We start from the raw sequence: 19152 nt of genomic DNA, 5'->3' as shown, positions 1-19152 counted from the left end.
CATGGCGAAACGCAGAAAAGGTCGTGCAGTTAACGGCATTGTACTGTTAGACAAGCCATTGGAGATCTCGTCAAACAAGGCGTTGCAGCAAGTTAGAGGGATTTATTTCGCACAAAAAGCAGGTCATACCGGTGCGCTTGACCCACTAGCTACTGGTATGCTGCCTATTTGTTTGGGTGAAGGGACTAAGTTTTCTCAGTTTTTATTAGATACTGACAAAACCTATATTGTCACAGCCAAGCTTGGCGTGCGTACCACCACCAGTGATGCGGATGGCGAAGTGGTGAGCACCAAGCCAGTTGACGTGACAGATGCGGATATTTTGATTGCGGTTGACAAGTTTCGCGGTAAATCAAAGCAAATTCCGTCAATGTACTCGGCACTGAAATATCAAGGCCAACCGCTTTATAAGTACGCCCGCGAAGGTATTGAAGTGCCACGTGAAGCACGTGATATCGAAGTATTTCGTTTAGAAGTGCTACGCATAGATGGCGATGAAATTGATATGGAGCTGCATGTATCAAAAGGCACGTATATTCGTACCATCGTTGATGACTTAGGCGAATTACTTGGCTGTGGCGCTCATGTGTCTATGTTGCGTCGCGTCAGTGTAGGCAGCTACCCACGGGATAAAATGGTGACCATTGAGCAGTTAGAAGAAAAGCTTCAGCAAGCGAAAACTGAGGGTGTTGCGCCATCAACTTATTTAGATGAGTTGTTGTTACCAATGGAAACCGCACTTGAAGGTATGCCTAAAGTTGAAGTTGACGACGCCTCTGTGGTTTACCTTCGCCACGGTAACCCTGTGCAAGCATCAGGTGCGCCGCTAGATGGCTTGGTACAAGTATTTACCGAGCAAGGTGAATTCTTGGGTGTTGGTTACATCAATGATGATGGCTTAGTCGCACCTAAACGCATAATTGTGCCAGCGGCAGAAGAATAAGCTAGGTAACTTTTGTAGCGAAGTGATTTAACTATCCCGGTTTAACTATGGTGGTTTAGCTATGGCAGTTAAACGCCTGGTTGCAAAAATAGGCGAGGGTGCTAGAATACGCGCTCTTTTGAACGTCTTGCTGATTTAGTGTTCGGCTTGACGCGATTTTTAACACTAAACTATATAAGGTATTTATTATGTCTTTATCAACTGAGCAAAAAGCAGCTATCGTTGCTGAATACGCAGTTAAAGAAGGTGACACTGGTTCTCCAGAAGTACAAGTTGCTTTGTTAACAACACAAATCAACCACCTACAAGGTCACTTCAAAGCGCACATCCATGATCACCACTCACGTCGTGGTTTATTACGCATGGTTAGCCAACGTCGTAAGCTTTTAGACTACTTAAAGCGTAAAGATGTTGAGCGTTACACTGCGCTTATCGGTAAATTAGGTCTACGTCGTTAATCGACGGCTTATTTGCCCATCAAACTCATTTGAGTTTGGTAAAAGAAAGGCGCTTCGGCGCCTTTTTTGATCTTTGTGATTTGCTTATGAACCTCTGCCACCATTCAACATTCCAAAACACTCACTTTTTGACTGCTCTGCTAACGTAAAATAGCGCCTGAATTCCCTTTAATAATTTCTATCAACTAAGTAATTATGACAATCTGGTTTTAATTGATTTAAGCGCTAGTAATAGCGGTTGTTATCGCTATAATTAGCGAGCAAATTAAATGAAAGAAAACAGAGCTGACTTAAATAGGTAAGTTGGTGTCTTAAACTAAGGAATCTGTAAATGTTTACTCCGGTAACTAAAACATTTGAGTACGGTCAACATACCGTAACTTTAGAAACGGGTGTTATTGCTCGTCAAGCAACAGCAGCAGTAATGGCTTCAATGGATGATACGTCAGTATTAGTATCTGTTGTTGCTAAAAAAGAGGCGGTAGAAGGTCAAGACTTCTTCCCATTAACGGTAAATTATCAAGAAAAAACATACGCTGCGGGTAAAATCCCTGGTGGTTTCTTCAAGCGTGAAGGTCGTCCTTCTGAAGAAGAAACATTGATTGCACGTTTGATTGACCGTCCAATTCGTCCGTTATTCCCGGAAGGCTTCACGAACGAAGTACAGGTAATTATTACTGTTGTTTCTGCTAACCCAGAAATTTCACCTGACATTATTTCATTACTAGGTACATCTGCAGCGTTAGCAATTACAGGTACACCTTTTAATGGCCCTGTAGGTGCTGCGCGTGTTGGTTATAAAGACGGCCAATATTTATTAAATCCACTTCAATCTGAATTGACAGAAAGCCAATTAGACTTAGTAGTTGCCGGTACCGATTCTGCTGTATTAATGGTTGAATCAGAAGCTGAAATTCTTTCTGAAGAGGTGATGTTAGGTGCTGTGGTATATGGTCACGAACAATCACAAAAAGCTATCGAAGCAATCAAAGAGTTTGCTGCCGAAGTAAATACGCCATCTTGGAACTGGGAAGCACCAGTGAAAAATGCAGAGCTTATCGCAAAAATCGACGAGCTAGCATCTGCCCAAGTAAACGAAGCTTACCAAATTACTGAAAAAGCTAAGCGTTACGAGCGTGTTGCTGAAATTCGCAACGAAGTAGTTGAAAAGCTACTTGCTGAAGATGAAGCATTAAACGTTCAAGAAGCAAAAGATTTATTCCACGACTTAGAGAAAAATGTCGTACGTGGTCGTATCACGCAAGGTCACCCACGTATTGATGGTCGTGATCCAGAAATGATCCGTGCCCTAGATGTAATGACTGGTGTATTACCACGTACTCACGGTAGTGCAGTATTCACACGTGGTGAAACTCAAGCGTTAGTGACAGCAACACTTGGTACACAACGTGATGCACAGAAAGTTGAAACCATTCTTGGTGAGAAAACTGACAACTTCATGTTGCACTACAACTTCCCTCCGTACTCAGTAGGTGAAACTGGTTTTATCGGTTCTCCTAAGCGTCGTGAAATCGGTCACGGTCGACTAGCCAAGCGCGGTGTGTTAGCAGTAATGCCAACGGTTGAAGAATTCCCGTACGCAGTTCGCGTGGTATCAGAAATCACTGAATCAAATGGTTCATCGTCAATGGCTTCTGTATGTGGTACTTCATTAGCACTTATGGACGCTGGTGTGCCAATTAAGGCGTCTGTTGCTGGTATCGCGATGGGTCTAGTGAAAGAAGGTGACAACCATGTTGTACTTTCTGACATTCTTGGTGATGAAGATCACTTAGGTGATATGGACTTTAAAGTAGCAGGTACTTCTGAAGGTATTACTGCACTTCAAATGGATATCAAGATTGAAGGTATCACTCAAGATATTATGCAAACTGCGCTTAACCAAGCAAAAGCAGCGCGTATTCATATCTTAAGCGTGATGGACCAAGCGATTGATTCAGCACGTGACGATATCTCTGATTTCGCACCACGCATTCACACGATGAAAATCAGTGCTGACAAGATCCGTGAAGTTATCGGTAAAGGTGGCGCAACAATTCGTCAACTTACTGAAGAAACAGGCACTACGATTGAAATCGAAGATGACGGTACGGTTAAGATTGCAGCGACTGATGCAGGCCAAGCAGAAGATGCAATTAGCCGCATTAAAGCGCTAACAGCTGAAATCGAAGTAGGTGAAATCTACACAGGTAAAGTTGTTCGTATCGTAGACTTCGGTGCGTTCGTTAACGTTTTACCTGGTAAAGACGGCTTAGTTCACATCTCTCAAATTTCAGAAGAGCGCGTAAATGCAGTAGCTGACGTGTTAACTGAAGGCCAAGAAGTGACTGTTAAAGTACTTGAAGTTGACCGTCAAGGTCGCGTGCGTTTGAGCATGAAAGAAGCTGCAGCTAAGCCTGCTGCTGAAGAAGCAACTGACGCGCCAAGCGAAGAAGCTTAATCTTCACTTTCATTACTAAAAGCTAAACATTAGCAAACCAATAAGTTGGCTAGCTAATTTGGCTAAGAAAAAGGGAGCTATCAAGCTCCCTTTTTTATATACTCAAAAAGTTATTAATTACTCTTTCAAAAAATCTAGATTCTTTGCCGTATAAATGTCATGTAGCTTGCTAACTTGATGGGTTATTTGCCTATTAATAGCGGCTGTTTTATTTTCTTTGGTATGAAATGTATAAACAAGATTTTGCATTCTAGGTTAGTGATAAGTTAACAGTAGGTATCTTTCTGAGTGAAAAAATTAGCTATTCTTGCGTTAACCACCAGCTTTCTGTTTATTCAGGGCTGCGCTTCTACTTCGCAATCAACATCAGCCGTTAATAACCTAGTTATTGCAGAGCCTTTACCCGTTAATTTCAAAAGCGAAATTGCACTTGCACGCTTAAGCGAAGTGATTCAACGTGCAGAAATCAGTGATGCTGAACGCGCTCAGCTTTATTACGATCGCGGTGTAATTTATGACAGCGTAGGCTTGAGAAATCTGGCTCGTCTAGACTTTAATCGCGCTTTGCGACTCAAACCAGATCTTGTTGATGCCTATAATTTCCTTGGTATTCACTTCACCCAAATGCAGGAATTTAATCAAGCCTATGACCAATTTGACTCAGCCATCGACTTAGCACCAGAGCATGAATATGCGTTTTTAAATCGCGGTATTGCCCTATATTACGGTGGTCGTGCTGAGCTGGCCGCAGATGATTTACAAGTTTTTTTGAGCAAACAAACAAACGATCCTTACCGCATTCTTTGGTTATACATAGCCGAGCGCGCATATTCGCCAGAACAAGCCGAAATTAATTTACGCGAACGCGCCCAGCGAGTTGGAGACCAAGTTTGGGCCAAACAAATTATTCAGCTTTATCTAGGTGAACTTTCACAGCATCAGTTTATTGGGCAATTAACGCAGAATGTGTCTTCAAATAAAGCACTAACCGATAGGTTGTGTGAAGCGTACTTTTACCTCGGCAAACACGCACAATTTAACGGTCAAAGCAAAGTTGCTTTAAACTTTTTTAAGTTGGCATTAAGCACCAATGTCTATGAGTTTGTTGAGCACAGGTATGCCAAACTAGAGCTTGATCTTGTTAGACAAGGCGAGCAGTTTTAGCCGTTAAATGACTTACTACCGACTGCTACTTAGTGTCGTATTATGTCGTATTTTAAAATATTAATAATCTTGAGCTTGATGGTCGTTGTGCCATCAAGCTCTTTTTCATTTTACGACTATTTTAATCGACTTACGCTAAACCAAGAGCCTGATAGCGCGCTGCAGACTTTTGCCTTGAAACAAAATCATATAAAGGCGCATTCATTTAACTTTGCTAATAGTGATGAAGGCAGTTTTAGTTGGTTACATAGTGGCGTGCGTTTAGCTCGAACTGACCCGATGATCAGCACCGATATTGGTAGCTGGCATTTGGCTCAAGGTCATTTCACGCAAGCAGAAAGATATTTAATGCAAGGCCATCTGAAAGGAATAGATGAAGCGACCCATAAGCTATTAGTGCTATGGCAGGAAAGTGAAGAGCATAGCAAAATTAATGAGCTTGATGTGGGTGGTATTGCTAATTGGGATCTCGATCTAGCAGCCGCCAAATTAAATGGCCTAATGGCAACAGGCGAGCAAGACAAGCTGACGCTACTCGCTGCTAAGTTCAGAGCTCAAACTCATTTACTGCCTTTGTATTATGAGCTGGTAGAGTTCAAGGTTATATCGCAAGCTGAACCGTTGCAGCGTTTCAAAGCTGATATTGATGCAAATAAATGCCCATTATCTATTACCTTATTGGCAAATCAGCTAGGTGACTTAAGGCACTGGCAACAGCTTGCTACAGAGTACCAAAAGTCAAACCTAAACCAATTCTTGTGCATTGCTGATGTTCGATACGTAAAGCCATTTACTCATGCCTGTCAGCTAGAAACAAAAACACCTATTCGCTGTAATGAAGCTCAATTAGCTAGCGAATTAACGTCACTAGCACATGCACCAAGTGATTACATAGCGCTGATGCTACCTAAAGGCGGCGCTAATGTTCACATGGGCATACTGTATTTGGATAGAGCAGATGATGGCAAAATCTTCACTCATGAAGTTGCTCACTTGCTAGGATTTGTTGATGAATACAAACTCAAGCAATCACATCCAGTATGTCAATCAACTAATAGCGAATTAAGTTGGAATATCGCAACGGTAAGCACTAAAACTGTTTCTGATGGTTATATTTCATTGCAGCAATTAGAAAAATTGCCTTGGTACACACAAATTGCACCGACGATTAATGCTAATCAAGCTAATCAGGCCAAGCAAACCACCCTAACCAAGATTCCTGTGAATCAAACATTAACTCCTGAAGGTGTGGGCGTCTTTGTTGCAGATACTTGTATGGAGAGTAAAAGCGTTACTGCGTTTAAGCCCATACAACGCAATACCATGATGAATAATCATGATTACCCTTTACCACCATTATATGTTCATTTGCTTGGCCAAAATCTGAGTAGGTTTAAAATGCCAAGTTATCACTATAATTTTGGCGTTGCGATGTATCGAGCAAAAAAGGGTAAGGAAGCGTTGAGCTGGTTAAACAAGGCTAGACATTAACACCAAATATGAATGTGATTGAACAGATGGTGTCGTTTTTATCTGCCAGCGACTTTATTAAGTAGCAAAAATTGCGCTGGCTAACTTCTTTTTAATGTTAGAGGTTCAGTGTTTTCGATAGCTTGATTATATTTAATCGTTGTAGTCGTATCTTTAATCGTAGTAGTGGGCTTTTTAGTTGAAGCAAGCAGGCCGTCTCTCACTTCTGCTATAGGCCACATTGACTGGTTTAATTGAATATTTTCCGATTTACCCCATGTTGTTTTATTCTGTTCTACCGAATCTCTAAACCAAGAGTAGAGCGTCATATTTATTATCCTTCTTTTATTGTCTAATAGGTATAGACCACAAATTGTGTAATTGACAACGAATGAACTGAATAATTGCTCTGTCGAATACAGATACTAAGGTATAATTGTGGAAGTTTTATGTAGGTAAAATGTCAAATTCTTGATGGCTGAATTCTCTCCCAAACAATTTCGTAAACAATTCCCACTGTTTTCATCAACCCCGTTAAATTCGTCAATGATTTACTTTGACAATGCAGCAACCACGCAAAAGCCGCTTGCAGTGATTGACGAGATTGCCTATTACTATCAAACGTCGAATGCCAATGTGCATCGTTCATCGCATCAATTAAGTGCGAGTGCTACCGCTAAGTTTGAAAAGGCTAGACTAGTCGTAAAGCAGTTTATAGGGGCGAAAAACGATAAAGAAATCGTGTGGACTAAGGGCACAACAGAAGCGATCAATATTGTTGCACAGTGCTATGCTAGACCTCTGCTGACCAAACATGACGAAATTGTTGTGAGTTATGCTGAACATCACGCCAACATTGTGCCTTGGCAGCAAGTAGCAGAGCACACGGGCGCTAAGCTTAACGTGTTGCCATTAACGTCTTGCGGCCGTATCGATTTATCGAGCCTTGATAGTGTTATCAACAGCAACACTAAGCTTATTGCTATTAACATGATTTCTAACGTCACTGGCAAGCGAAATGCGATAGAAAGGATTATAGCTAAAGCGAAAGCAGTAGGTGCGAAAGTGCTTATCGATGGCGCGCAAGCGATAGCCCATGAACGCATTGATGTACATCAGCTTGATTGTGACTTTTTTGCCTTTTCAGCTCATAAAGTGTTCGGGCCGACGGGAGCGGGTGTTTTGTATGGCAAAGAGCAACTACTAACGGCAATGCCACCGTATCAGTTTGGCGGTGAGATGATCAAAAAAGTTAGTTTCAACGGCACTAGCTTCGCTGACTTACCTTTTAAGTTCGAAACAGGAACGCCAAATATTGCGGGCGTACTTGGCTTAGCAAAAGCGCTGGCATTTACCAAACAATATCAAGCATCAATGGCTATCTACGAGCAACAACTAATTGACTACACCCATAGCCAGTTAAAAACGATACCTCAAATAAAGTTTTTATTTGATGAAAAACCAGATATTCCAATTTTCTCTTTTGTCATTGAAGGAGAGCATAATCAGGATGTTGCTGCCTACCTAGATACCCGAAACATTGCTATACGAGCAGGTCACCACTGCGCGATGCCATTGATGGAATACTTGGGTCAAACAGGGTGTCTACGCGTATCTCTAGCACCCTATAACTTAATAAGTGAAGTAGATAGCCTGATCGTAGCATTAAAAGGTTACTTAGCTGCCGGTGCAGGGCATACAAGTGTTCAAATGAATGTTAGTACGGAGCAGGCGGCTCCGCTCAATAACCCTTTTGATAAAATAGCTGAGCAGTTTGCTAGGGCGAAAGGCTGGGATGGTCGACATCGTGAAATCATGTTACTAAGCAAACAACTCGAACGTTTACCTAAAGATGAACGTAATAGCGATTTCCTAGTGCAAGGTTGCGAGAGCGATGTTTGGCTCAAAGCCAATAAAGACGCTAGCGGAATATGGCAATTCCAAGCTGACTGTGACGCGAAAGTTATCCGCGGTTTGCTGGTCATTGTGTTGGCTATTTTCAATCATCAACACAGTGAAAAAATCGCGACAATTGATGTTGAATCATACTTTGACGAACTTGGCTTGATTCAGCACTTAAGTCCATCACGCGGTAACGGGCTAAGGGCAATCGTTGAGCGTATTAAAAGGCTAGTGAGCGAAAATTGAATTGGCTAGTAGCAGGTTAAACTTTATCTGTTTAATGTATTTAATACGGTCGATTGAATAATCAACTGAACCCATTTGATAGGTTCAGTTGATAGTAATCAAATAAGTGGACTGACTTATTTAAGGTTAAGCTTTCGTTTAAGTAGCTTATCGATCGCCTTGCCTACCGCAAAAAAGCCGAAGCTAGCAGTTACATGAGTAGCGGCGCCAAAACCGCCACTGCAGTCTAAACGCATGGCTCCGTCTTGACTTTGTTTGGCATGGCAAACATTGCCATCAGCATCAGGGTAAACCAGTTGCTGAGTTGAAAAAACAGCGTCAATGCTGAATTTACGTTTAGTGTTTCGCGAAAAGTTATAATCGCGGCGCAATAAGTTTCGTACCTTCGCAAGCAGCGGATCTTGATAGGTCTGACTTAGATCGGCAATCGCAATTTGCGTCGGGTCAGTTTGACCGCCAGCGCCACCAACCGTAATCATAGGAATTTTTTGACGTTTACAATGTGCGATAAGTGCGGCTTTTACTTGCACAGAATCAATAGCGTCGAACACATAATCAAAACCTGAGGTGATAAGCTCTTTGGTGTTTTCTAGTGTGATAAAGTCTTCAACTTCGGTGACGTTACAGTCTGGGTTGATTTGTTTGATGCGCTCCGCCATCGTTTCGACTTTGCTTTCACCCACGGTGTCAGTTAATGCATGGATCTGACGGTTAATGTTGGTTACGCAGATATCATCTAGGTCAATTAAGGTGATATGACCAAAGCCAGAACGAGCAAGTGCTTCAGCAATCCATGAACCGACGCCGCCGATACCGATAACACAAACCGAGACATTTTTAATTACTGCCGCGCCTTGAACCCCATACAGCCGTTCAATTCCGCCAAACCTAAGCTGATAATCTGACATACAACTAAATTAACCCAAAGTAAAAAGGCGCGTATTATAGCAAGAACTACCCGCTAAATTGCAATTGCTTTGCACAGCGTGGCTACTTATCGTTGCTAATATGGCTTAACTTAATCTGGGTTAAAAGTCTTAGGCTATTGACCTTGGGCAGGCAGCGTTACGATAAACCTAGTGTATAGCTCTTGTTCAATTTCGTATTGAATTTGACCACCTTGGGCTTCGGTCATTAACTTCGCTGAGTACGCACCAAGCCCTGAGCCTTGTTTGATATTACCTGACACATATTTATCAAATAGGTTGTTGCGCAGTGGTTCTGGTATTACGCCAAGGTTTTTACAAGAGAAAACCAAGGTGTCATTGTCATCGGTCAGTTCAATGGAAATTTCTGAGCCGACGGGAGCCGCTTCTACGGCATTTTTAATCAGGTTGCTAAAAACAGACAGACATAGCAGTGGCTCAATACTCGCCTGACATTTGCTGTGGTTGTTAAAAACCAGTTTGATTTGCTTATTTTCAGCCTCTAATTGGCAGCCCGAAATAGCATCTTGAATCAAAGGTTCAATAGAAGTCGCAACAGGTGAAAATTGATAGATGCCTTGTTCTATTTTATACAGCTCTAAAGAGAGGTTAATCATTCCTATCACGTTATTGACTGTAGATTTTATTGCGCTTGCCAATGGCTTATCGGTTATTTTTCCTGCGTGGAAAAGAATGCTGGCGAGAGGTGCCTTCAGGTCGTGCTGGGTGATTTTTTCAATATCTTCGCGTAATTGCGCGGTTTCTTCTAACTGATTGACCTGTCGAGCGAGCTTTTCCTGATTATGCTTTAGCGTAGTATGCGTATTGACACGTGCCAGCAAGATTTCGCCTTGTAGAGGTTTGGTAATGTAATCTACCGCGCCAGCGGCAAAACCTTTGGTAATGTCTTCCACTTGGGATTTAGCCGTTAGGAAAATAACAGGGATGTGAGCTGTTTCTGAATCATTTTTAATCGCACTACAAACTTGGTAGCCATCCATTTCGGGCATCATGATATCAAGTAAAACAAGGTCTATTTTTCCGCGTTGTTTGGCGAGAATAGTTAACGCTTGCTTGCCATTTTTCGCGGCAATAACGCGATATCTGTTTTTGAGGATACCCGCAGCAACTTCGATATTGCTTGATTCGTCGTCAACAATCAGTACTGAGCCACCTGTTTCGGCTTTCTCTTCGGATGTTAGGCGGATGTCTTGTTGCTGATGATGCTCAAAACATGCTGAATTTGTTAGCTGATGTAGCGTTGTGCATAGGTTATGTCGATCAAACGGTTTGGCGAGAGTTGTCGCATCCAGATCTGGTCGTTGCTCTAACGATATTTTGGTCGCAGGCTCTCGATATAGCACTAGGTGTGGCGCTTTGGTTGTCCGCACAGATTGGCTAGTTTGCTCTGAATGAATAGTATTTTGAGCATTTTCCAAAACTTGAATTTCTTCCAGTAACCTAACTGGCGTGAAATCAGCTAAGTTATCACCAATGATCAGCAAATCGACCGGCTGCATGGTCATCAATTCAAGTGCATCTTGGCCATTTTCAACAAACGCAATTGCTGACCTATCAAAGTTGCAACCAATTAATATTTTGGCAATGGCTTCTCTGGCAAGTCTGCTGTCATCAATTATTAGTACGTGCTTCAAGTTTGCGTGACCATAAAGTAAACACCCGTAATATCAAGAATATAAAAGAACCGTTCATTTGTATAGATGGCGGGCTTAGATGGCTTGTATTCGGTAAGGCTAAAACTAAAAAAGCAGCCCGTAAAGGCTGCTTTTTAATCAACACTATATAAAGCAGAGATTATCTGTTTTTAAGTGGTGTAAATTCACGGTTGATTTCGCCAGTGTATTTTTGACGAGGACGACCAATTTTTTGACCTGGTTGAGATAGCATCTCATCCCAATGTGCACACCAACCAACAGTACGAGACATCGCGAAGATTACTGTAAACATGCTTGTTGGGATACCAATCGCTTTAAGAATGATACCTGAGTAGAAATCTACATTAGGGTATAATTTCTTCTCGATGAAGTATGGGTCTTCTAACGCAACTTTTTCTAGTGCCATTGCAACGTCAAGAAGCGGATCATTAACACCAAGCTCTTCTAATACTTCGTGACATGTTTCGCGCATTACCGTTGCACGTGGGTCGAAGTTTTTGTAAACGCGGTGACCGAAGCCCATTAAGCGGAACGGGTCTTCTTTGTCTTTTGCTTTTGCAACAAACTCGTCAACACGAGATACATCACCGATTTCTTCTAACATGTTCAAACATGCTTCGTTAGCACCACCGTGCGCAGGGCCCCATAGTGACGCAACACCAGCAGCAATACATGCGTACGGGTTAGCGCCAGAAGAACCCGCTAAACGAACAGTTGATGTTGAAGCGTTTTGCTCATGGTCAGCGTGAAGCGTAAAGATACGGTCCATTGCTTTAGCAAGCGTTGGGCTAACCTTGTACTCTTCTGCAGGCACAGAGAACATCATGTGTAGGAAGTTCTCAGCAAAAGTTAAGTCGTTGCGTGGGTAAACGAACGGTTGACCAATGCTGTACTTGTAAGCCATCGCAGCAATTGTAGGCATTTTAGCAATTAAGCGATGTGAACAGCGCATGCGTTGTTCGTGATCGGTAATGTCTAAATCACTGTGGTAGAAAGACGACATTGCACCTACTACACCACATAGCATTGCCATTGGGTGAGCGTCAGGCAAGAAGCCTTGGAAGAAGTGCGCTAGTTTCTCGTGCACCATAGTGTGGTTAGTAATGATGTTTTTGAATTCATCATACTGTTCAGCCGTAGGTGCTTGACCATTTAACAAGATGTAGCAAACTTCTAAGTAGTCTGCTTCTTTTGCTAATGCGTCAATTGGGTAACCGCGGTGTTGTAAAACACCTTTGCCACCGTCAATAAAAGTAATCGCTGATTCACAAGAAGCTGTTGCTAAGAAACCAGGGTCATAGGTGAAGTAGCCAGAAGCACCTAAAGTGCGGATGTCTATTACGTCGTTGCCTGCCGTGCCAGATACTACCGGTAGTTCAGCAACTTCTTTACCATCAATACTAAGAGAGGCTTTAATATCAGCCATATGTTTTATCCCCTATAATTTTTTACTTACTGCGTAACTATGACTAGTTAGTCAGTTTTTCTGAATATAAAACTGCGGGTATTCTACTGCAAAGTCACCCCATAAAGTCAATTCAAATGTGTGTTTGAATTTACGAAATTGATAGATAAATAGCTCATTCGCTTAAAAAGTATACGCAACTCGTTAAAATCGAACGGAAATTGTAATTCCCAAAGTTCAACTATATAATCAGTCTGATCTTCATCTGTTTGGAGATGCATTCGTATGCATCTTTAAACGGATGAAGATCACTGGGGGGTTGCTCATCAACAGAATTTCATGAGTAACAATAAAAAAGTTGAAGGCTCCAAGAGCACTTTAGGCATCAATCGTGAAAAAAGAACGTCCTGTAAACCTTGACCTGACTACAATTAAGATGCACCCAGCAGCGAAAGCGTCAATTCTACACCGTATTTCTGGTGTGGCGATGATCTTTGCTATTGGTATCTTGTTGTGGACACTATCATTATCCTTATCTTCCGCTGAAGAATTTACGCAAGTTAAAGCTATGCTTGATGGCGTGTTCTTTAAATTAATTATGTTAGGCATTGCCGCTGCAATCATCTATCACTTATTAGGTGGTATCCGCCACTTATTGATGGACATGGGCCACTTTGAAGAGAAAGTGTCTGGCAACACTAGTGCTAAATTTGTGATTGCGCTATGGGTAGTACTAACCGCAGTAGTGGGAGTTTGGTTATGGTAAATAATGTAGCAACTGTAGGCCGTAGTGGCGTACATGACTTTATTCTTCTAAGAGCTAGCGCTGTTGTATTGGCAGCTTTTGTACTATTTATTGCTGGTTTTTTTGCATTCACTCCTGAAATAACGTTTGAAATTTGGCATGGCTTATTCGCTAATCTAGCGATGAAAGTATTTACTCTAGTGTCATTATTTGCACTACTTATTCACGCTTGGATTGGTATTTGGCAAGTATTGTCTGACTACATCAAAGCAACTTTCCTACGTGGTGTATTGCAATTTGTTTTCTCTGTAACCTTGCTAACTTACTTCGTAGCAGGTTTCTTAATTGTATGGGGTGTGTAAGTGAGCATTTCAGTTCGTGAATTTGACGCTATTGTAATTGGCGCTGGCGGTGCTGGTATGCGTGCCGCATTAGCCATTTCTGAATCAGGCCAAAGCTGTGCTTTGATTTCTAAAGTTTTTCCTACTCGTTCTCACACAGTATCTGCACAAGGTGGTATTACTGTAGCGTTGGGCAACGCACACGAGGACAACTGGGAATTCCACATGTATGACACCGTTAAAGGTTCTGACTACATTGGTGACCAAGACGCAATCGAATACATGTGTAAAACCGGCCCTGAAGCCATTATCGAAATGGAGAACATGGGTTTACCATTCTCCCGTTTTGAAAATGGTAAGGTTTACCAACGTCCATTCGGTGGTCAATCTAAGAATTTTGGTGGTGAACAAGCTGCTCGCACTGCAGCTGCAGCTGACCGTACAGGTCATGCGCTTCTTCACTGCTTGTACCAGCAAAACGTTAAAAACAAAACAAACGTTTTTTCTGAGTGGTACGCATTAGATATCGTTAAAAACAGTGAAGGTATCGTTGTTGGTGCTACCGCTATCGATATCGAATCTGGCGAAGTATGTTACTTCAAAGCTCGCGCAACCGTACTAGCTACGGGTGGTGCTGGCCGTATTTTCGCATCAACGACTAATGCTCACATCAACACAGGTGATGGTGTTGGTATGTCACTTCGCGCTGGCGTTCAAATGCAAGACATGGAAATGTGGCAATTCCACCCAACAGGTATTGCAGGTGCTGGTACGCTAGTAACTGAAGGTTGTCGTGGTGAAGGTGGTTACCTGCTAAACAAAGACGGTGAGCGTTTCATGGAACGTTATGCACCTAACGCTAAAGACTTAGCGGGTCGTGATGTTGTTGCTCGTTCAATGATGACCGAAATCCGTGAAGGTCGTGGTTGTGACCACCCTCAATACGGTCCACACATCAAGCTTAAGCTAGACCACTTAGGTCGAGAAACGCTTATGCAACGCTTACCAGGTGTTTGTGAACTTTCAGAAACGTTCGCTCACGTTCACCCTGCTGATGAACCAATTCCTGTTATTCCAACGTGTCATTACCAAATGGGTGGTGTACCTTGTAACGTTAATGGTCAAGCAATTCACTTTAACCCAGAAACTGGTGAAAACACTATCATCGAAGGTTTATTCGCTGTTGGTGAAATTGCTAACGTATCTGTTCACGGTGCGAACCGCTTAGGTGGTAATTCACTGCTTGATTTAGTGGTATTTGGACGTGCAGCGGGTAATTTCTTAGGTGAATACCTAGCTGATACTCAAACGGCAAAAGAAGCTACAGAAAGTGATCTTGAAAGTTCTTTAGCAAGGTATAACCGTTGGGAATCTTCTACTAGTGGTGAAGATCCAGTTCAAATCCGCAAAGATTTACAACAATGTATGCAGATGAACTTCTCTGTATTCCGAGAAGGTGAAGCGATGGCGGAAGGCATGAAGGAGCTAACGGAAATCCGTGAACGTCTTAAAAATGCCCATCTAGCTGACAAGTCTCGCGAGTTCAATACTGATCGTATCGAATGTCTAGAGCTTGATAACCTAATGGAAACAGCATACTGTACGGCAAAAGCTGCAAACTACCGTACCGAATCGCGCGGCGCTCACTCACGTGAAGATTTCTTAGACCGTGATGATGAAAACTGGTTATGCCACACCATTTACACGCCAGAGACAGAAGACATGTCTAAGCGTGATGTGAATATGAAACCAGTTCACCGTGAAGCATTCCCACCGAAAGTTCGTACCTACTAAGGAGCATAACGATGAAACAAATTTTTTCGATTTACCGTTACAATCCTGATGTTGACAACGCACCATACATGAAAGAATACGAGCTGGAAATTCCAGAAGGCTCAGATATGATGGTGTTAGATGCGTTAATCTTGTTGAAAGAGCAAGATTCAACGTTATCTTTCCGTCGTTCATGTCGTGAAGGTGTTTGTGGCTCAGACGGTTTAAACATGAATGGTAAAAATGGTTTGGCTTGTATTACGCCATTGTCTGCTGTTAAAGCAAACAAAATCGTATTACGCCCACTGCCAGGTTTACCAGTTGTACGCGATTTAGTTATTGATATGACTCAGTTCTACAGTCAATATGAAAAAATTAAGCCGTACCTAATTAACGATGGAAAAGAGCAACCAGCGCGTGAACATTTACAGTCTATCGAAGAGCGTGAGCACTTAGATGGTTTATACGAGTGTATTTTATGCGCATGTTGTTCAACGTCTTGTCCATCATTCTGGTGGAACCCAGACAAGTTTATCGGCCCAGCAGGTCTTCTACATGCATACCGCTTCTTAATTGATAGCCGTGATACCGCGACAGAAGAGCGTTTGGACGGATTACAAGATGCTTACAGCGTATTCCGCTGTCACGGCATCATGAACTGTGTTGACGTTTGTCCGAAAGGATTAAACCCAACCAAAGCCATTGGCCATATCAAGTCAATGCTTTTACAAAGAGCCGTTTAATCAGCTAGGGTGGGGCGCTTGCGCCTCACCCAGATTAAACACATTTATTGGTTGCTTTTTCCCCTGGTAAAGGAACAGCTAATGCCCGAAGGTGTAATGAAGGCTTGGTTAGAGTCTTCCCATTTAAGTGGTGCTAACGCTACTTATATTGAAGAATTGTACGAATTATATTTAGAAAATTCACAATCTGTATCGGCCGAATGGCGCGATGTATTTGATTCTCTCCCTAAGATTGAAGGTTCGAATGTTGAATACAAACATTCAGCCGTCCGTGACGAATTTAAAGAACTAGCAAAACAGCCTGCTCGCAATGTCATTGTTTCTGGTGGTTCTGACGCAAGACAAGTAAAAGTTTTGCAACTTATCAATGCCTATCGCTTCCGTGGCCATCAAAACGCCAATATCGATCCGCTCGGTTTATGGCAACGTGATAAGGTAAGAGATCTTCAATTATCACACCACGACTTATCTGAAAACGACTTTGACAAAGAATTCAACGTCGGCTCATTCGCCATTGGTCAAGAGACCATGAAGCTAGGCGATTTATACAAGGCATTACGTAAAACCTACTGTGGCAGCATTGGTGCAGAATACATGCACATGACCTCAACGGAAGAAAAACGTTGGATCCAAGACAGACTAGAGTCTGTGCAGTCACAAGGTCAATTCACTGCTGAGCAAAAAGAAGAAATTCTTAAGGGCTTAATTGCTGCTGACGGTTTAGAAAAATACTTGGGCGCAAAATTCCCAGGTGCAAAGCGCTTCTCACTTGAAGGTGGTGATGCATTAATTCCTATGTTGAAGGAATTAATCACCCGCGCAGGTACTCACGGCACCAAAGAAGTGGTTATGGGTATGGCTCACCGTGGCCGCTTAAACGTTTTAGTAAACGTAATGGGCAAAAACCCGAACAAATTGTTTGATGAGTTTGCTGGTAAACACGATGACTTAGTGGGCTCAGGTGATGTGAAATATCACATGGGTTACTCATCAGATTTTGTTACGCCTGGTGGCAATGTTCACTTGGCACTAGCGTTTAACCCTTCGCACTTAGAAATTGTTAACCCAGTAGTTATGGGCTCTGTACGTGCTCGTCAAGATCGCCGCGAAGGCAACGACGGTGACTCAGTACTACCAATTACCATTCACGGTGATTCAGCAATTGCGGGTCAAGGTGTCGTACAAGAAACCTTTAACATGTCGCAAGCGCGTGCCTTCACGGTTGGTGGTAGCATTCGCATTGTCGTGAACAACCAAGTAGGTTTCACAACGTCTAAGCCAGAAGATACACGCAGTGGTGAATACTGTACTGAAATCGCAAAAATGGTACAGGCGCCAATTCTTCACGTTAACTCTGATGATCCAGAAGCTGTTATCCTAGCAACGCAAATCGCATTAGACTTCCGTAACAAGTTCAAGCGTGATGTGGTAATTGACTTAGTTTGTTATCGCCGTCACGGTCATAACGAAGCTGACGAGCCAAATGCAACGCAGCCGTTGATGTATCAAAAAATTAAGAAGCATCCAACGCCGCGTCAAATTTACGCAGACAAGCTAAACACTGAAGGTTCAATTCCAGCAGCTAAGTCTGAAGAGCTAACAGCCTACTACCGTAAGCTATTAGACGAAGGCCAGTGTACTGTTGAACAATGGCGCCCAATGACTGAACACTCAGTTGACTGGACTCCATTCCTAGGCCATGACTGGGATGACGAATACGACCACGAAATTCCGGTTGAAAAGCTAAAAGAGCTAGCAACAGCAATTTCAAGCTACCCAGAAGATCACCCAGTACATTCTCGTGTTAAGAAAGTGTATGACGATCGCCAAAAAATGGCAGCGGGTGAAAAGCTTCTTGATTGGGGCTTTGCAGAAAGCTTAGCTTACGCTGCTATCGTTGATGGCGGTGATCGCGTTCGCATTACAGGTCAAGATGCGGGTCGTGGTACTTTCTTCCACCGCCATGCGGTATTGCACAATCAAAACGATGCAAGCACCTATTTGCCATTACAAAATGTACGTGAAGGCCAGGGTGAGTTTGATGTTCATGACTCGGTACTTTCAGAAGTATCAGTACTTGCCTTTGAATACGGTTACACCACGGCAGAGCCAAATGGTTTAACCATTTGGGAAGCGCAATTTGGTGATTTTGCTAACTGTGCACAAGTGGTATTTGACCAATTCATTTCATCAGGTGAACAGAAATGGGGCCGTTTATGTGGCTTAACCATGTTGTTACCACATGGCTATGAAGGTCAAGGCCCTGAGCATTCATCAGCTCGTTTAGAGCGTTACTTGCAGCTTTGTGCAGACCACAACATGCAAGTATGTGTGCCATCAACACCAGCACAAGTATTTAACATGTTACGCCGCCAAGTGGTGCGTCCAATGCGTCGTCCATTGGTGGTTATGTCACCTAAATCACTACTTCGTCACCCGTTAGCGGTTTCTTCGTTAGAAGAGTTAGCGACTGGCGAATACAAAAATGTGATTGGTGAGATTGATGACAACATCAAGCCAGAAAATGTTGAGCGCGTTGTATTCTGTAGCGGTAAAGTTTACTACGAATTGCTTGAGCAACGTCGTAAGAACGAACAAACCAATGTTGCGATTATTCGTGTTGAACAACTATACCCATTCCCAGAAAAAGAGCTTGCTGCTGAATTAGCACAATACAGCCACGTTAAGCAATTTGTCTGGTGTCAGGAAGAGCCGCAAAACCAAGGTGCTTGGTACTGCTCGCAGCACCATTTCCGTGCAACAATTCCTGAAGGTACATATTTGACTTATGCCGGTCGTAAAGCGTCTGCAGCGCCTGCGGTAGGTTACATGTCTGTCCATGTAAAAGAACAACAAGCGCTAGTAACCGATGCGCTAAATGTAGAATAGACCCTCTTTT

15 protein-coding genes are annotated in these 19152 nt (G+C 42.7%); 11 read left to right on the top strand and 4 right to left on the bottom strand.

What is annotated here, in order from left to right; translation table 11 throughout:
* The first annotated feature begins 1 nt into the window (after position 1).
* The 5 genes from truB to DXX94_RS18965 all read left to right on the top strand — a co-directional run bounded on the left by truB (position 2) and on the right by DXX94_RS18965 (position 6517).
* Positions 2-943 (top strand): tRNA pseudouridine(55) synthase TruB, encoded by a 942-nt coding sequence (truB, locus tag DXX94_RS18985; protein ID WP_116000637.1) that lies wholly within the window; start codon positions 2-4, stop codon positions 941-943.
* A gap of 188 nt (positions 944-1131) precedes the next feature.
* Entirely contained in the window at positions 1132-1401 is a 270-nt protein-coding gene (rpsO, locus tag DXX94_RS18980) for a 30S ribosomal protein S15 (RefSeq protein WP_116000636.1), read from the top strand.
* A gap of 331 nt (positions 1402-1732) precedes the next feature.
* Complete coding sequence (pnp, locus tag DXX94_RS18975; protein ID WP_116018781.1) at positions 1733-3862, top strand: polyribonucleotide nucleotidyltransferase; 2130 nt, start codon at positions 1733-1735, stop codon at positions 3860-3862.
* 288 nt (positions 3863-4150) lie between these two features.
* The gene (nlpI, locus tag DXX94_RS18970; protein ID WP_116018779.1) at positions 4151-5026 is read left to right on the top strand and encodes a lipoprotein NlpI; all 876 of its coding nucleotides are present in this window, start codon (positions 4151-4153) and stop codon (positions 5024-5026) included.
* Positions 5027-5200: 174 nt separating this feature from the next.
* Positions 5201-6517 carry a hypothetical protein gene (locus DXX94_RS18965; RefSeq protein WP_147302317.1) on the top strand — a complete coding sequence of 439 codons (1317 nt, stop codon included), beginning with the start codon at positions 5201-5203 and terminating at the stop codon, positions 6515-6517.
* A gap of 80 nt (positions 6518-6597) precedes the next feature.
* On the opposite strand, the gene DXX94_RS18960 is transcribed toward DXX94_RS18965, so the two are convergent.
* A complete protein-coding gene (locus DXX94_RS18960; protein ID WP_116018775.1) occupies positions 6598-6825 on the bottom strand; it encodes a hypothetical protein in 228 nt (75 codons plus the stop codon).
* 145 nt (positions 6826-6970) lie between these two features.
* On the opposite strand from DXX94_RS18960, the gene DXX94_RS18955 reads away from it, so the two are divergent.
* Positions 6971-8644, top strand: a complete 1674-nt coding sequence (locus DXX94_RS18955; RefSeq protein WP_116018773.1) for a SufS family cysteine desulfurase — start codon at positions 6971-6973, stop codon at positions 8642-8644.
* A 116-nt stretch (positions 8645-8760) separates the two neighbouring features.
* Here DXX94_RS18955 and tcdA read toward each other — a convergent pair whose 3' ends face one another.
* The 3 genes from tcdA to DXX94_RS18940 all read right to left on the bottom strand — a co-directional run bounded on the left by tcdA (position 8761) and on the right by DXX94_RS18940 (position 12672).
* On the bottom strand, positions 8761-9552 hold the full coding sequence (gene tcdA, locus DXX94_RS18950; protein ID WP_116018771.1) for a tRNA cyclic N6-threonylcarbamoyladenosine(37) synthase TcdA: 792 nt from the start codon (positions 9550-9552) through the stop codon (positions 8761-8763).
* Between the two features lie 134 nt (positions 9553-9686).
* Positions 9687-11225 carry a response regulator gene (locus tag DXX94_RS18945; protein ID WP_116018769.1) on the bottom strand — a complete coding sequence of 513 codons (1539 nt, stop codon included), beginning with the start codon at positions 11223-11225 and terminating at the stop codon, positions 9687-9689.
* 160 nt (positions 11226-11385) lie between these two features.
* Positions 11386-12672, bottom strand: a complete 1287-nt coding sequence (locus DXX94_RS18940) for a citrate synthase (RefSeq protein ID WP_116000628.1) — start codon at positions 12670-12672, stop codon at positions 11386-11388.
* Positions 12673-13042: 370 nt separating this feature from the next.
* On the opposite strand from DXX94_RS18940, the gene sdhC reads away from it, so the two are divergent.
* From sdhC to DXX94_RS18915, 5 genes are all read left to right on the top strand, one after another.
* Positions 13043-13417: a succinate dehydrogenase, cytochrome b556 subunit gene (gene sdhC / locus DXX94_RS18935; RefSeq protein WP_116018767.1), complete on the top strand. Its 375-nt coding sequence runs from the start codon at positions 13043-13045 to the stop codon at positions 13415-13417.
* The gene (gene sdhD / locus DXX94_RS18930) at positions 13411-13758 is read left to right on the top strand and encodes a succinate dehydrogenase, hydrophobic membrane anchor protein (protein ID WP_116000626.1); all 348 of its coding nucleotides are present in this window, start codon (positions 13411-13413) and stop codon (positions 13756-13758) included. The genes sdhC and sdhD overlap by 7 nt, the downstream gene beginning before the upstream one ends.
* A complete protein-coding gene (sdhA, locus tag DXX94_RS18925) occupies positions 13759-15531 on the top strand; it encodes a succinate dehydrogenase flavoprotein subunit (protein WP_116018765.1) in 1773 nt (590 codons plus the stop codon).
* A gap of 11 nt (positions 15532-15542) precedes the next feature.
* Positions 15543-16253, top strand: coding sequence for a succinate dehydrogenase iron-sulfur subunit (locus DXX94_RS18920; RefSeq protein WP_116000624.1), 711 nt, complete (start codon positions 15543-15545; stop codon positions 16251-16253).
* Positions 16254-16334: 81 nt separating this feature from the next.
* A complete protein-coding gene (locus DXX94_RS18915) occupies positions 16335-19142 on the top strand; it encodes a 2-oxoglutarate dehydrogenase E1 component (RefSeq protein WP_116018763.1) in 2808 nt (935 codons plus the stop codon).
* Positions 19143-19152: the final 10 nt, after the last annotated feature.

The sequence above is a fragment of the Thalassotalea euphylliae genome, from assembly GCF_003390375.1.
Lineage (GTDB): Bacteria > Pseudomonadota > Gammaproteobacteria > Enterobacterales > Alteromonadaceae > Thalassotalea_F > Thalassotalea_F euphylliae_A.
This window is presented reverse-complemented; position numbering and strand designations above follow the sequence as displayed.